General features: G+C 30.8%; 18 protein-coding genes. 9 read left to right on the plus strand and 9 right to left on the minus strand.

The window, feature by feature from the left end; genetic code table 11:
- Nucleotides 1-60 precede the first annotated feature (60 nt).
- From Q0739_RS00680 to Q0739_RS00705, 6 genes are all read right to left on the minus strand, one after another.
- On the minus strand, nt 61-936 hold the full coding sequence (locus Q0739_RS00680; protein ID WP_298236768.1) for an anti-sigma factor: 876 nt from the start codon (nt 934-936) through the stop codon (nt 61-63).
- 76 nt (nt 937-1,012) lie between these two features.
- On the minus strand, nt 1,013-1,684 hold the full coding sequence (locus tag Q0739_RS00685; protein ID WP_298236769.1) for a Crp/Fnr family transcriptional regulator: 672 nt from the start codon (nt 1,682-1,684) through the stop codon (nt 1,013-1,015).
- A 132-nt stretch (nt 1,685-1,816) separates the two neighbouring features.
- Nucleotides 1,817-2,245, minus strand: a complete 429-nt coding sequence (locus Q0739_RS00690) for a DUF5606 domain-containing protein (protein WP_298236770.1) — start codon at nt 2,243-2,245, stop codon at nt 1,817-1,819.
- 53 nt (nt 2,246-2,298) lie between these two features.
- On the minus strand, nt 2,299-2,889 hold the full coding sequence (gene def, locus Q0739_RS00695; protein ID WP_298236771.1) for a peptide deformylase: 591 nt from the start codon (nt 2,887-2,889) through the stop codon (nt 2,299-2,301).
- Between the two features lie 54 nt (nt 2,890-2,943).
- On the minus strand, nt 2,944-3,354 hold the full coding sequence (gene ruvX / locus Q0739_RS00700) for a Holliday junction resolvase RuvX (protein ID WP_298236772.1): 411 nt from the start codon (nt 3,352-3,354) through the stop codon (nt 2,944-2,946).
- A gap of 112 nt (nt 3,355-3,466) precedes the next feature.
- Entirely contained in the window at nt 3,467-3,739 is a 273-nt protein-coding gene (locus tag Q0739_RS00705; protein ID WP_298236773.1) for a hypothetical protein, read from the minus strand.
- A 316-nt stretch (nt 3,740-4,055) separates the two neighbouring features.
- Here Q0739_RS00705 and Q0739_RS00710 point away from each other — a divergent pair, with 316 nt between their 5' ends.
- Together Q0739_RS00710 and Q0739_RS00715 are read left to right on the plus strand one after the other, a co-directional pair.
- The gene (locus Q0739_RS00710) at nt 4,056-4,871 is read left to right on the plus strand and encodes a 2,3,4,5-tetrahydropyridine-2,6-dicarboxylate N-succinyltransferase (protein WP_298236774.1); all 816 of its coding nucleotides are present in this window, start codon (nt 4,056-4,058) and stop codon (nt 4,869-4,871) included.
- Nucleotides 4,872-4,970: 99 nt separating this feature from the next.
- Nucleotides 4,971-6,044 (plus strand): glycosyltransferase family 9 protein, encoded by a 1,074-nt coding sequence (locus Q0739_RS00715; RefSeq protein ID WP_298236775.1) that lies wholly within the window; start codon nt 4,971-4,973, stop codon nt 6,042-6,044.
- Here Q0739_RS00715 and Q0739_RS00720 read toward each other — a convergent pair.
- Nucleotides 6,015-6,677, minus strand: coding sequence for a class I SAM-dependent methyltransferase (locus Q0739_RS00720; RefSeq protein WP_298236776.1), 663 nt, complete (start codon nt 6,675-6,677; stop codon nt 6,015-6,017). The genes Q0739_RS00715 and Q0739_RS00720 overlap by 30 nt on opposite strands.
- Nucleotides 6,678-6,867: 190 nt before the next feature.
- Here Q0739_RS00720 and Q0739_RS00725 point away from each other — a divergent pair, with 190 nt between their 5' ends.
- The gene (locus Q0739_RS00725; protein WP_298236777.1) at nt 6,868-7,944 is read left to right on the plus strand and encodes a CDP-glycerol glycerophosphotransferase family protein; all 1,077 of its coding nucleotides are present in this window, start codon (nt 6,868-6,870) and stop codon (nt 7,942-7,944) included.
- Nucleotides 7,945-7,946: 2 nt separating this feature from the next.
- On the opposite strand, the gene Q0739_RS00730 is transcribed toward Q0739_RS00725, so the two are convergent.
- Nucleotides 7,947-8,768: a glycosyltransferase family 2 protein gene (locus Q0739_RS00730; RefSeq protein ID WP_298236778.1), complete on the minus strand. Its 822-nt coding sequence runs from the start codon at nt 8,766-8,768 to the stop codon at nt 7,947-7,949.
- A 43-nt stretch (nt 8,769-8,811) separates the two neighbouring features.
- On the opposite strand from Q0739_RS00730, the gene Q0739_RS00735 reads away from it, so the two are divergent.
- Nucleotides 8,812-9,570, plus strand: a complete 759-nt coding sequence (locus tag Q0739_RS00735; protein WP_298236779.1) for a glycosyltransferase family 2 protein — start codon at nt 8,812-8,814, stop codon at nt 9,568-9,570.
- A gap of 1 nt (nt 9,571) precedes the next feature.
- Here Q0739_RS00735 and Q0739_RS00740 read toward each other — a convergent pair whose 3' ends face one another.
- A complete protein-coding gene (locus Q0739_RS00740; RefSeq protein WP_298236780.1) occupies nt 9,572-10,327 on the minus strand; it encodes a lipopolysaccharide kinase InaA family protein in 756 nt (251 codons plus the stop codon).
- A 144-nt stretch (nt 10,328-10,471) separates the two neighbouring features.
- On the opposite strand from Q0739_RS00740, the gene Q0739_RS00745 reads away from it, so the two are divergent.
- The 5 genes from Q0739_RS00745 (at nt 10,472) to Q0739_RS00765 (ending at nt 14,855) form a co-directional block, all read left to right on the plus strand.
- On the plus strand, nt 10,472-11,317 hold the full coding sequence (locus Q0739_RS00745; RefSeq protein ID WP_298236781.1) for a glycosyltransferase: 846 nt from the start codon (nt 10,472-10,474) through the stop codon (nt 11,315-11,317).
- Between the two features lie 21 nt (nt 11,318-11,338).
- Complete coding sequence (locus Q0739_RS00750; protein WP_298236782.1) at nt 11,339-11,899, plus strand: L-threonylcarbamoyladenylate synthase; 561 nt, start codon at nt 11,339-11,341, stop codon at nt 11,897-11,899.
- Between the two features lie 67 nt (nt 11,900-11,966).
- Nucleotides 11,967-13,385 carry an HD domain-containing protein gene (locus Q0739_RS00755; protein ID WP_298236783.1) on the plus strand — a complete coding sequence of 473 codons (1,419 nt, stop codon included), beginning with the start codon at nt 11,967-11,969 and terminating at the stop codon, nt 13,383-13,385.
- Nucleotide 13,386: 1 nt separating this feature from the next.
- Entirely contained in the window at nt 13,387-13,863 is a 477-nt protein-coding gene (locus tag Q0739_RS00760; protein ID WP_298236784.1) for a GNAT family N-acetyltransferase, read from the plus strand.
- Nucleotides 13,839-14,855 carry a COX15/CtaA family protein gene (locus Q0739_RS00765; protein WP_298236785.1) on the plus strand — a complete coding sequence of 339 codons (1,017 nt, stop codon included), beginning with the start codon at nt 13,839-13,841 and terminating at the stop codon, nt 14,853-14,855. Before Q0739_RS00760 ends, Q0739_RS00765 begins: the two co-directional genes overlap by 25 nt.
- Nucleotides 14,856-14,912: the final 57 nt, after the last annotated feature.

Raw genomic sequence — 14,912 nt, forward strand, 5'->3', positions numbered from 1 at the left:
ATAAGGCATAGTTTCAATATTGAAACTATGCCTTAAATCTAACAAAATAAACTTATAATCTTATCTAGTCACTTTACCCCAAGGCAAAGTCCCTAAATTCTGATCAAAGTTATGTGTTGCAGGTGCGGTTTCTTGACCTGCTTTTCCTAATAATGGCTTCATTGAAAAAGGAGCTGGTGAATTATCTGGAACTGGCTCTACAGAAATTACAACTGTACGTCCTCTAACATCTAAAGGAAATGTTTCTCCCGCTGGTGCATTTAAAAAGAAATCTTCTCCAGGAATTGGAGGTCCCATTTTAAACTCATCTCCGCTAAACATATTAAAATCATCTCTTCCATCAAAATCAGTAAACCTTCCTGTAGTTATTGGTCCTGTTTCTCCAACTACCCAGCCTTCATAAGCCCAACCTTCTGATAATGTAGGCAACACAAAATTTGGTGTTGGAGGCGTTCCTGGGGTCCCAAACCAAACCCCATATTCATCATTCATATTGTTAGGATTACCTGGATCAACTTCATCTGTAGGAGATCTTAAAAAGAACTTACCAGAAGCATTACTAAAATCTCCTACAATATCAGAGTTTACATTTGCTGTGTTTCCAGAAAAATCACCAACTAACATTTTAGTATCTGCTGGTGCTGGATCTGGGTCATTTGCAGGCTCAATAGATAATACAAACGTTGTAGCTTCCTCTAGTTGAGCAGAATTAACTGAGAACGTTTGTGGAAATGTAACTGAAGAAAACGTTCCTGTAGATACGGGTGCTCCGTTTACAATTATCCATCCTTCATAAACATAATCACTTCCTAGTTCTTCTAGTCCGCTTAACTCTAAAGTTAAATTAGAATTTGTAGTTCCATTATCATCATCATCACTACATGAAGTAGCGAAAACTCCTAAGGCTATTATTGCCAAAAACATTTTTTTAATCATGGTATTTTTTTTAAGTATTTTAATTATACTTCAAAAGTATACCAAGCCATTTCTATAAAATGTTAGCTATCTAACATTAGGCACTTTTTTCATGAATTCTTATTTCTTTTCTGCTAAATTCAATAACTTTTTCTTCTTTTAATTCGTTTAAAAGAATATTTAGTGTTGGTCTTGAAGTACCAATTAATGAGGCAATATCTTTTTGTGTATAAGGATGATGAATCACTTTATCTCCCGTTTTTTCACAATCATAACCGTAGTCGTTACATAATTCTTCTAAAAACTCTAGTAATCTTGTTTTAGTATCCTTGAATAGCAATAACTGAAGACGTCTTTCTAATTTTTTAAATTTAAATCCAATAAATTTATAAACCTTGAAGCTAAAGGTTTGATTATTACGCATTAAATCATGCATTGTATCTACGCCTATAGGACAAATTGAAGTGGTATTATCAATAGATTGCGCAAATTCATCCCGTTTCGATTCACCTAAAATAGCTTTCTCACCAAATAGTTCTCCACGGCATAATATAGCCTTTACAATCTCTTCGCCGCTTTCGCTATAATAGCCGATTTTAACTTTACCTTTTTCAATTAGGTATACCTTATTTGCCGAATCTTCTTCAAAATAGATATAATCTTTCTTTTTGTAAGCATCAAAATCATGATTTGATTTGTAAGCCTTAAACTTGTGAGGGCATAAAACTTTAAAAAGATTTACATCATCGAAAAACCAAATAGATTCCATAAAAAGTAGCATTTTATTAACTTGAAAAAAGTCGAAATTAACCATAGAACCTTACAAAAAAACAAAAAAAAACATCTAATTAAATTAGATGCTTCTATTATTTTAAACATTCAGGTTATTTTGTACTACATACTACTCCTCTTCTTCAGATACTTTAGACGCTTTTTCTTCATCTAATAAGTCCAGTAAATCTTGTTTTTGCAGCAAATTATACCATTGTATTACTTTTTTAATATCGCTTGCATATACTCTGTCTTCATCATAGTCTGGCAATACATCAAAGAAATATTCTTCTAGTTTATCTTTACTTTCTTTAGCTGCCACACTAGTTTGCTTACCATTTTCCTTTTTACTAATATTTAAAAACACTTGTCTTAAAGGAACTTCTTCTGTAAGTGTGTAAATAGCTATTTCACTTAAAATGCTCACATTTTGACGGATACTAACCGATAGTCGTTTATTGTCTATAAGTGATTCGGCAACAAAGCCACCTCTTGTTTGTGTTATTAATTTATATAATCCTGGTTTACCAGAGATTGCTAATATTTTATCTAAACCCATAAGTTTATTTTAGAAAGTGGCAAATATATTTGTTTGTGGAAATATAGCAAATGTTATCGCTTCTTTTTTTGATTTGGAAAACGCATTTTATAATCCACTCGTATTTTTCCTTTAGAAATATTGGATAGTCGGCCTTTTATAAGTCGTTTTTTTAAACTCGATAATTTATCTGTAAATAAAACACCTTCTATATGGTCATACTCATGCTGTATTACTCTTGCAACCAATCCTTCAAATACGTCGGTGTGCTTTTTAAAATTTTCATCAAAGTATTCAATAGTTATTTTAGGCTGTCTAAAAACATCTTCTCTAACATCGGGGATACTTAAACAACCTTCGTTAAAAGCCCATTCTTCACCCTCTTCTTTAAGTATTTTTGCATTAATAAATGTACGCTTGAAATCTTTTAAGTTGTTTCGTTCTTCTTCAGGCAATTCTTCATCTTCAGCAAAAGGCGTTGTATCTACTAAAAACAAACGTATTGGTAGACCTACTTGAGGTGCCGCTAAACCAACACCGTATGCATTATACATGGTCTCATACATATTAGCCAAGAGAACATCTAAATTTGTGTATTCTTCTGAAATATCTTGAGCTTTTTTCTTTAATACTGGGTCGCCATAGGCTACTATTGGTAATATCATTCTATTCTGCCATTAATTATTGCAAAAATACAATACTATAATTTATTGTTAGAATTATTTAGAATATAAATAACTCTGAAGAATTAATGTAGCACTTATTTCGTCTACCAAAGCTTTGTTCTTTCTTTGGTTTTTTTTCAAACCGCTATCTATCATTGTTTGAAATGCCATTTTAGAAGTAAACCGTTCGTCTATTCGCTTAATAGGTGTGTTAGGAAATTGTTTTTCTAGCTTCTCCAAAAAACTCAATATTAGCTGCTCGCTTTCAGAAGGTGTATTATCCATTTGTTTGGGTTCACCAACTAAAATTAGTTCTATAGATTCTTTAACAAAATAATCTTTTAAAAAAGGCAGCAACTCTTTCGTTAACACGGTCGTTAATCCAGAAGCTATAATCTGCAAATCATCTGTTACAGCTATTCCTGTTCTTTTGCTTCCAAAATCTAATGCTAAAATTCGAGCCATAATTTTTATTCTGTGGTCAAAAGTAATGTAATTTAACAAAAAAGACCATCTTTTAAAGATAGTCTTTTTCGGTATTTAACCTCAAATATTTGTTGAATATGATTCTTTATAATTATGCTTTTCTTGCGTTATTTATTTTAGGGAATACTAACTTAATATTTTCAACCTTTCTTTCACGATTTAAAAAAGATCTAATATCACTAGTACGCGCAATAACTTCTTTTAATTCTAATGTTTCAATAATTTCTACATCATTATTATTTACATTTTCTGTTTCAGAAACTGTATTCTTAACTTCAGCTTTGTTACTTGGAGTAGTACTCTGTGCGTTAGCAACAGAAAAAGAAAGTAATAAAATTAATAATAAGTAAAAATTTGTTTTCATCAGATTTGGGTTTCTTTGATGGTTCAAATATAAGTGCGTTCTAAAGGATTGGGGAAAATATTAGTTATAAGTTACTGGAAATTCGATTATTAGAGATTATGCTTATTTCTATCGACTAACAGATAAAAGTGAATTATTTACCGACGAAAAACACAGAAATTGTATTTCATCCATAAAAATTATTCCTTAAAAGCGAAAATTGAGATTAGGGATTGAAAAATAAGCAGGAAATCGGACATATTTTTAAAGATAATGACGACTACATATTTCCTTTTTTTAAATGATAGCTAGTATATTTGCCCAAAATATTAAGATAATGACCGAATTACAACAAATAATAGAAAATGCTTGGGAAGATAGAGCACTTTTAAATGATGAAAAGACCACATCTGCTATAAGAAACGTTATAAATTTATTAGATAAAGGCGAATTACGTGTTGCGGAACCTATTGAAGGTGGTTGGCAAGTTAATGAATGGGTTAAAAAAGCTGTTGTTTTATATTTTCCTATTCAAAAAATGGAAACTATTGAATGTGGTCCATTAGAATTTCATGACAAAATTCCGTTAAAAACTGGTTATGCCCAAAAAGGTATACGAGTGGTTCCTCATGCAGTTGCTAGACATGGTGCTTATATATCGGCTGGAACCATTTTAATGCCTAGTTATGTAAACATTGGAGCCTATGTAGATGAAGGTACTATGGTAGACACTTGGGCTACCGTTGGTAGTTGTGCCCAAATTGGTAAAAATGTGCATTTATCAGGTGGTGTTGGTATTGGTGGTGTATTAGAACCATTACAAGCAGCTCCAGTTATAATTGAAGATAATGCCTTTATTGGTTCGCGTTGTATTGTTGTTGAAGGCGTTCGTGTTGAAACAGAAGCTGTATTAGGTGCTGGAGTTACTTTAACAATGAGTACTAAAATAATAGATGTTACTGGAAATGAACCAGTTGAATACAGAGGCTTAGTCCCTGCTCGTTCCGTTGTGATACCTGGTAGTTATCCTAAAAAGTTCGCTGCTGGCACCTATAATGTGCCTTGTGCAATAATTATTGGTAAACGTAAAGAGAGCACTAATAAGAAAACATCGCTTAATGATGCGCTTCGCGAGCATGATGTAGCTGTATAAGCTCGCTTTACTCATAAACTCCATAAAGTTAAATATCAAATTCCAATAAAAAGGTTTTTATTGGAATTTGGATTTTTTTATTTGTACTTTGATCTTTATATGAAGGTATTAATTATACAGCAAAAAATGATTGGTGATGTGCTTACTAGCACGATTCTATGCGAGAATATTAAAGTTAATATAAAAGAATCCAAAGTTCATTATTTAATTAATAGCCAAACAAAAGCTGTAGTTGAAAACAATCCATATATAGATAAAATAGTCCTTTTTACACCCAAATACCGTAAAAGCAAATTAGCTTTTTACAATTTCTTAAAAGAAATAAAAAAGGAGAAATATGATGTTGTTATAGATGTTTATGGAAAATTAGAAAGTAATTTAATCTGTCTATTTTCTAATGCACCTATAAAGATTTCTTATAAAAAATGGTATACAAGTTTATTATTTACCCATGTTTTTGAATATACCGTAAAAGGAACAATTGAAGTTGATCGCGCTATAGAAAGCCGTTTAAAATTACTTTCTCCTATTTTACCAGAAGCAAAAAACTTTATTAAAAAGCCAAAAATATATTTAACCGAAAAAGAAATAGCTCTTGCAAAAACGTTTCTAGAAACTCATAAAATTGATTTCTCTAAGCCAATTATCATGATAAATGCTTTGGGTAGTAATGACAAAAAATCGTACCCTTTACTATATATGGCGGAAATAATAAACACTATCGCCGAAAAAAGTTTGGGCAACTTACTGTTTAACTATTCTCCAGATCAAGCTACTGATGCAAAAGCACTATATAATTTATGTAACGAAACAACTAAAGATCTCATTTATTTTGATGCTTACCCTTCAAATTTACGTTCGTTCTTAGGTGTATTATACCATTGTTATGCATCAATAGGCAATGAAGGTGGCGCAATTAATATGGCAAAAGCGCTTAACATACCCACCTTTAGCATTTATTCTCCATGGATAACAAAAGCCTCCTGGGATTTTTTTAAAAGTGAATCGAATGTTTCAGTCCATGTAGAAGACTATTTTCCTGAAAAAATTGATGGTAAGTCAAGAAAAGAACTTCGCGAAGACTCTTCAAATTTATACCAATATTTGAAACCTTCATTAATAGATAAAAAATTGAAAATTTTTCTAAGCCACAAATTTATTACGAACAAGTAATATTTGGTAGGCATTAATTAAAATTCTCCAATCGTGTTTTAGCATATACTCCACAACCAATTTCCCTTTACCTCCATTTGGAAGATCACAATCATCAATAAGTACAATTGAATTATCGTGTAATTGGTCTTCAATAGCTTTAAATTCTTTAAGGTGATGTATTTGACTCTTAGTTTGAACATCAATATCATCACTATAATCGTAGCTATCTAAATATAAAAAATCTACGCGTTCCTTGAAATTTTCCAAAAAAGCAATTGAGTCTGAAAGATGAATTTTGACACTAGAATTTAATTTTTGTCTATCTACCTCCTGCTGTGACGCAGCCACAGATTTTTCGCTAATATCTACTGAATGTAAAAATGCACTGTTCTGTTTTGCCCATTTACCAAAAACAATTGTAGCAGCACCATTACTTTTGGCTCCATGCAACCCTTCTCTTGAAGTACCTGTTTCTATAATTAGTTTTGACTTTGTTTTTTCTAATAATTCTAAAACTTTTAAAAAAGTACCTCTTCGCTTTCTAAAGTCATATCTAAATGGCATAAAAGGATATAGCGACTTGTGCTTAATAAACTTCCCAATAAAAAATCCTAAAACACCTAATCCTAAAACCCACAAGAAGTATTGCATATGTAAAATTTAATTTAGTGGTAAATATAATTGTAAAATAGAGACTGCCAAAATTGATAAACTCACTTTTCAAAAAAAATCATAAACCAATCTTCCTTTTCATATTAACTAATAAAATTTAACTTTGTTTGCAGACAGCTTTTAAAGAATTAGTATTACGCTACAATAACAACTAAAGCTCAAAAATTTTATGAACTATACATTTCTAATTTACATATCATATAGTTATGCGCTTCCTATAGGCTCTCCTTTAGAACAAGAGATTCTAAAAAAAGGATACACCGTTAAGTGGTTTAGTGATTTAGAAGAAGGTTCAAAAGCATTAAAAAACAAATCTAATGTGCTGGGTTCAATTCATGATGTTATTAATTATAATCCTGATATTATTCTAGCTGCAACAGATAGTGTTCCAGACTTTTTAAGAGGTTTGAAAGTTCAAATATTTCATGGATTTAATGCTGAAAAGCGCAGCTTTAAAAAAGATCATTTTAGAATAAGAGGCCTTTTTGATCTCTATTGTACACAAGGCCCAAGTACAACTACTGTCTTTAAAGAAATTGCAAAAAAAAGAAAACATTTTGAAGTAATTGAAACAGGATGGAGTAAAGTAGATTCTTTATTTCCTGTTTCATTGAAATCTAAAAATAACAAACCCACGGTATTTATTGCTTCTACTTTTACTGAACGCTTAAGTTTGGCTTACAATAATAATGTTTACGAGATGATAAAGTTGTTAAGTAGCAAAGGTGATTATTATTTTGAAATGGTTTTGCATCCAAAAATTTCAGAAGATATTGTAGCAAAATGGGAATCCTTATCCAATAATTATTTTAAATATTATAACACGACAGATTTAATTCCTTTATTTAGGAGAGCCGACGTTATGTTTGCCGATACAACCTCTGCTATTCAAGAATTCGGGTTACAACAAAAGCCTATCGTTACATTTAATCATTACAAACCAAAACCATACTTAATCAACATAACTAAAGCATCTGAAATCAAAACAGCAATTCAAGAAGCTTTAACATATCCTGAAACAATTTTAAATGAGTTGGCAAAATTTAATAAAGATTTACATCCTTATTCTGATGGGCATTCGAGTGAGCGTGTAATAAACACCTGTATTAATTTTCTGCATAAGGATAAAAGTTACTTAAAAAGCAAACCAATTAATTTAGTTAGAAAGTATAAAATCCGAAAACGTTTACAATACTATACGTTAAAGACTTATAATCGTGCGTTTACAAAACACCGTGAAAATTAAAATTATAAACTTTCTAAACCAAATTTAGTATACCTCAATTTTAAGCGGCGTGTTTCTTTTCTTATGGAGTTATTTAATAACAGTGCTGCTTCATTCCTGTAAGGACGCTCATGATATAAATGCAAGCAAATAACACTGTACCTAACTTGTAAAAATTTATATCCTGCATTCATTAAGCGTTCACCAATTTCGCGGTCTTCTCCACCATATTGCATACGTTCATCAAAACCATTAACTTTTAAAACTGCATCTTTCCATCCTGAAACATTCATTCCATCAAAAGTTGCTTTAGTAGGTGTAAAAGTGTTTAAAAACCATGCTTTTAATCCATTTACTGTTAACTTGTTAGCTTTAAAATTCTTTTTTAAACCATTCTTAATTAACCAGTTAATATCAAAACAATTTGCATTACTAATATGCTTTTTAGATATTTTATTTGAAATTGATTCAGGTAACTTAAAATAACCTCCAGATAGAAAACTATTTCGTTTACGCAATCTCAAGTGAGTTTCAACAAAGTCTCTTCTAGGTATACAGTCTCCATCTGTAAATATTAAATAGTTTGTAGTTGCCTGTAAAATAGCTTTGTTTAAAATTTTAGTTTTTTGAAATCCATTATCTTCCTGCCAAATATGACGAATAGTTATCTTTGAGTCGCGTTTAAATTCATCAATAACATTTCTAGTTTTTTCAGAAGAACCATCATCAGCTATAATAATCTCGAAATTAGATTCTGTTTGAAACTCATAACCCCAAAGCACCTTTTGCAACCACATTGGTTGATTGTATGTACTTATAATTACCGATGCCTTAAATGTGTTCATTGAAACAAAAATAACTATTTTTACCCAAGAACAATATTTAGCAATGATTAAACTATCGGGGGTTATTATTACTTATAATGAGGAAAGGAATATTGAAAAATGTCTACAATCTTTAATTAACGTTGTTGATGAAATTGTAGTAGTAGATTCGTTTTCAACAGACAACACTAAAACTATATGCTTAAGATATAATGTTGTTTTTATAGAACAGAAATTCTTAGGCTACATTGAACAAAAAAACTTTGCTCTAAAGCAGGCGTCAAACAATTATGTTGTATCACTTGATGGTGATGAAGCGCTTTCTGATGATTTACAAAAGTCTATAATTGACGTAAAAAACAATTGGGATTATGATGCCTACTACTGCAATCGATTTAATAACTTTTGTGGGCAGTGGATTAAACATTCCGATTGGTATCCAAACAAAAAGCTTCGTGTTTTTGACAGAACAAAAGCCGAATGGAAAGGAATAAACCCGCATGACAATGTCGTTATGCATCGTAGCAATAAAACAGGTTATCTAAAAGGAGATATCTTACATTGGACTTACCAAACCTATTCTGAATTTAATTTGAAAACAGAAATGTTTTCAACTATAGCAGCAAAAGCTTATTATGATATAGGAAAAAAGTCTTCAATATGGAAAATTTTATTTAATCCCACTTGGGCTTTTTTTAAAGCTTATTTTTTAAGACTTGGTTTTTTAGATGGACTTAATGGCTTTATAATTTGTGTACAAACCGCTAATATTACATTTTTAAAATACACCAAATTAAGCGAACTTTATAAGCAAAACGCCTAATTTATTTCCAAAACTTCAATTTCTTTTTTAATCGTTTTTTACGATGATATTTTTCTTGAAAAGCTTCAATTTCTTTCCACATTAAGTTAAATATTTTATCAAAATCTTCCCCAGAACATTTAGCATACTCATCACTCATAACTTCTACCATACTTTTATGTATTGTAAGTCTTGAAAAATTTTTTATTCTAGCTTCAAAATCCATCTGGCCAAAATTCATCCTATTCAAATCAACTAAATAGAAATCATATCCATTTCCTATTTTCTTTATTAAGGTGTTTCCTGGTGAATGATCTAAAAACTGAATTCCCTTTTCATGTAGACTAAAAGTAAACCTTGTGAAGGCTCTCAATATATTGTCGTAATCTGGATAATTAAAGTCGCTGGTTAACTCTCTATAGGTAATATCACAATCTAATTGCTCGCTTATGTAAAAACTTCTTTTGAATAGAAACAAAGTTTTATATTCAAAATATGCCAATGGTTTTGGAGTTCCAACACCCAATTCCAATAATTTATTGGCATACTCAAACGAACGCTGTGCTTTACTTTTTCTAAAAAACTTATATGCGATTTGATTAATTATATTAGGTACTTTAAATTCCTTAACATTTATATCTATGTAATTAAAAGGAATAATTTTGATAATGTTCCTTTCTCCAACTCCACCTTCAAACAAATCAAAATCACTAACGATTTGGGTTAGAGTTTTTTTATTTACTTCGTCTTGATCATTGCTAAATACCTTAACTTCCATTCTTATTAATATAATATTGATTCTTTGAAATATCGAATATCAGTCCTTTCAAAACCTATATAAAAATAAAACAATCAATTTTTAAAAGTTTTCTATTATATATTTGCACTGGTGCAAATATAAGCTTCATAAATTAATATGAATATGTTCAAACATTTTTTAATAACTCGATTTAATTTAAGACAACCAGATTGGAAAACAACAAAAAACAACGTTCCTGTTCTCACTGAAGAATGGCATAAAAACAGGTTCGAGCTTTTTGTGAAATATTGTTTTTATAGTGTAGCTGCACAAACAAATAAAGATTTTGAATGGCTAGTTTTTTTCGATACGACAACTCCTAAAAAATACAAGCTCATTATTGATGAATTAGACAAAAAATTGGTCAACTTTAAACCCTTTTTTGTAGAAGGAATGGAACAGTTTTTACCTGGAATTAAATCGTACGTCTCAAATTTCAACCAAGAATATATTATAACTAGCCGTATTGATAATGATGATTGTTTGAGTAAAGACTATATAGATGCAGTTCAAAAGCAGTTCAATCAGCAAAATTTTACCGCTATAGATTTCATTGACGGTTATACGATACAAACAAGTCCGAACATTAAAATAGGCAAACGTTTTGACCAGTACAATCCTTTTATTTCGCTTATAGAAAAAAATGATGACCCAAAGACCGTTTGGGCTATTCGTCATTCACATTGGAAACGTGAAAAAAATATAGTACAAATTAGAAATCACAGAACATGGGCTGCTGTTATCCATCAAGAAAATAAAATCAATGCTTTTGTAGGCTATGACGATGTTAATTTGACAGAATTTTTTAAAGATTTTATAATTGATCCTTCAGAAGTAACCAAACTAAAAAATGAGGCTATTCCGTATATAGAATGGAAAAAGGAAAGCAAAAGAAATCACATTTCTTCTTATTGGAACTATACATTTAAAAATATAAAAAAGAAACTAGGCGTCTATAAATTCAAATAAACATTTATATAATTGGTAGTTATGCATCAAGAAATTAATAATGCACTTAAAGTTTTAAAACAAGGTGGCCTTATTCTCTACCCTACAGACACAGTTTGGGGTATAGGTTGCGATGCTACTAATACTGAAGCAGTGCAAAAAGTATATAAGCTAAAACAACGCGAAGATAGTAAAGCCCTTATTTGCTTAGTAGCAGATGATAGAATGCTAAAAAGATATATAAAAACGATACCTGATGTTGCCATAAATATTATTAACATTACTAATAAACCTACAACAATTATTTATGATGATGCTAGAAATTTAGCTAGTAATTTAATTGCCGGAGACCATACCATAGCTATACGAATTCCAGATAACGAATTTTGCTATCAATTATCAAGAAAGCTTAATGGTGCGTTAGTCTCAACATCTGCAAATATTAGTGGTGAAGCAACCCCGAAATCGTTTAAAGAAATAAGTCCAGCTATTTTAAAAGGTGTTGACTATGTTGTAAATTTGCATCGCGAAAAAATTTGTGACAAACCATCTTCAATTATAAAGTTGAGCAATAGTGGTATTGTTAATATAATCAGAGAATAAAACACAAATTTTAAATTCCAAATTCCAATTAAAACTGGTTTGGAATTTAACCATTGGAATTTAATTGATGAATTATAAAAAAGCATTACAAAATAAAATATTCAAAATTATATCTCAATCTGCATCTGAATTAGGTGTAGAAAGCTATGTTATTGGTGGCTTTGTTCGTGATTTTATTTTAAATCGTGGCAATGCAAAAGATATTGATGTGGTTGCCATTGGTGATGGTATTAAACTCGCTCAACAAGTTGCTAAAAACCTTTCTAACAAACCAAAAGTACAAGTTTTTAAAACTTATGGTACAGCAATGCTAAGAAATGAAGACGTCGAAATTGAGTTTGTTGGTGCTCGAAAAGAATCTTATAATGAAAACAGCAGAAATCCTGCTGTAGAAAATGGCACATTAGAAGACGACCAAAATCGTCGCGATTTCACTATAAATGCTTTAGCTTTAAATCTAAGTGAAAATAATTTTGGTGAATTACTTGATCCATTTAATGGAATTAAGGATTTAGAAAATAAAATTATCCGCACACCGCTTAATCCAGATATCACTTATAGCGATGACCCGCTAAGAATGATGCGTGCCATTAGGTTTGCCTCACAATTAAATTTTACAATTGAAGATAAATCGCTTAAAGCTATTTCTAAGAATAGCCATCGAATTAAGATAATTACCAAAGAACGCATTGTAACAGAATTAAATAAAATTCTTGAAAGTGAGAAACCATCAATTGGTTTTTTATTACTAGAGCAAACAGGCTTGTTACAACATATTTTGCCAGAACTCACCGCTTTAAAAGGAATAGATGAAGTTGAAGGACAACGACATAAAGACAACTTTTATCATACTTTGGAAGTAGTCGACAACATTTCCAAAAACACAAACAATTTATGGTTGCGATGGGCTGCTCTTTTACACGATATTGGAAAAGCACCAACAAAAAAATTCAACAAAAAGGTTGGATGGACTTTTCATGCGCACGAATTTGAAGGTTCTAAAATGGTTTATCAATTATTTAAAAGACTCAGAATGCCTTTAAATGATAAAATGAAGTTTGTTCAAAAAATGGTATTTATGAGTTCGCGTCCCATTGTGTTATCACAAGATATCGTAACAGATTCGGCTGTGCGTCGTTTAGTTTTTGATGCTGGAGATTTTGTAGATGATTTAATGACGCTTTGTGAAGCAGATATTACAACCAAGAATCCTAAAAAATTTAATAAATATAAGAACAACTTTAAAATTGTTAGGCAGAAAATTGTTGAAGTTGAAGAACGAGATCATATTCGTAATTTTCAACCCCCAATTTCAGGTGAGGAAATTATGAAAACTTTTAATTTGAAACCTTCACGCGAAATCGGTTTGATAAAAGAAACTATAAAGGAAGCCATACTTGAAGGAGACATCCCTAATGAATATGATGCCGCCTATAAACTCATGCTTAAAGAGGGAGAGCAACTAGGACTAAAGACAAGCGATTAAAATGATTAAACTACTTAGAACAGATTCCAATAATATTGACTTCGTTTACTTAGTTAAAAAACTTGATTCGTACCTAAAAATTATTGATGGCGACGATCACTCATTTTATAATCAATTCAATAATATTGATGTTTTAAAACATGTTGTAGTTGCATATAATGATGCCATACCCGTTGGTTGTGGAGCATTCAAAATGTTTAATAATAACAGTGTGGAAATTAAACGTATGTTCACATTGCCCGCATCCAGAGGTCAAAAAATTGCTAGTAAAATTTTAAATGAATTAGAACACTGGGCTAAAGAATTAAAGTATACTTCCTGCATCTTAGAAACTGGGAAAAGGCAAGTTGCCGCAGTAAATTTTTATTCAAACCAAAACTATAATATAATTCCAAACTTCGGGCCGTATAAAAATATTGAAAATAGTGTCTGCTTTGAAAAACAATTATCACCATGGAAAAAGATAATAAACAGGTAATTTATTGGCTATTAACTGGATGCCTTCTTATATTTATCATGGTAGTTGTTGGGGGTATAACTAGATTAACGCATTCTGGCTTATCAATCTCGAATTACAAACTCATTTCTGGTACTATTCCACCATTAAACGAAGCTGAATGGCAAACCGCTTTTGAGCTTTATAAGCAGTATCCTGAATATAAAAAACTTAACAGCCACTTTTCGCTTCAAGACTTTAAAGACATTTATTTCTGGGAATGGTTACATCGCGTAATTGGACGCTTTATAGGGCTAGTATTTTTTATTCCATTTCTATATTTTTTAATTAAAAAACAACTATCAAAACCAACTATGAAGAAATGTGTGGTTTTACTTTTTCTTGGAGGGTTTCAAGGGTTTTTAGGCTGGTACATGGTTAAAAGTGGTTTAGTTGACAATCCTGACGTTAGCCACTATAGATTGGCAGCACACTTAACCACGGCATTTATTACATTTGCCTATACTTTTTGGGTAGCATTAGATTTAATGTTCCCAGATAAAAAACAAATCAATAAAAGTTTTAGGAATTTAATTCGTTTTGGATTGGGCGTACTAATTCTTCAAATTATATATGGCGCTTTTGTAGCTGGCTTAGATGCTGGTTTTATTCACAACCATTGGCCGATGATGAGCGAAGGTAAATTCATCCATGAAACAGTATATATTGAGCAAAATCCATTTTACAGAAATTTTATTGAAGGTAAAAGTGGTGTTCAATTTGTTCATAGAATCCTTGCTTATATTGTGGTTTTATTCATTTTTATAATTTGGCAAAAATCAAAAAAAATAGATTTAATGGTTTTACAATCAAAAGCAATTAATATATTATTAATAATGGTTGGGGTTCAGTTTCTATTAGGCGTTTTTACTATATTATTGCAAGTTCCAGTATGGCTGGGTGTTGCGCATCAAATAGGTGCTTTTTTCCTGTTAAGTAGCATGACATTTACACTACATCGTTTTACTAGATAAAGAAAATATTTATTTAGATTCCCATCTTCATGGGAATAACAATTTCAATGGGAACCT

This window comes from uncultured Algibacter sp. (assembly GCF_947487605.1).
Classification (GTDB): domain Bacteria; phylum Bacteroidota; class Bacteroidia; order Flavobacteriales; family Flavobacteriaceae; genus Algibacter_D.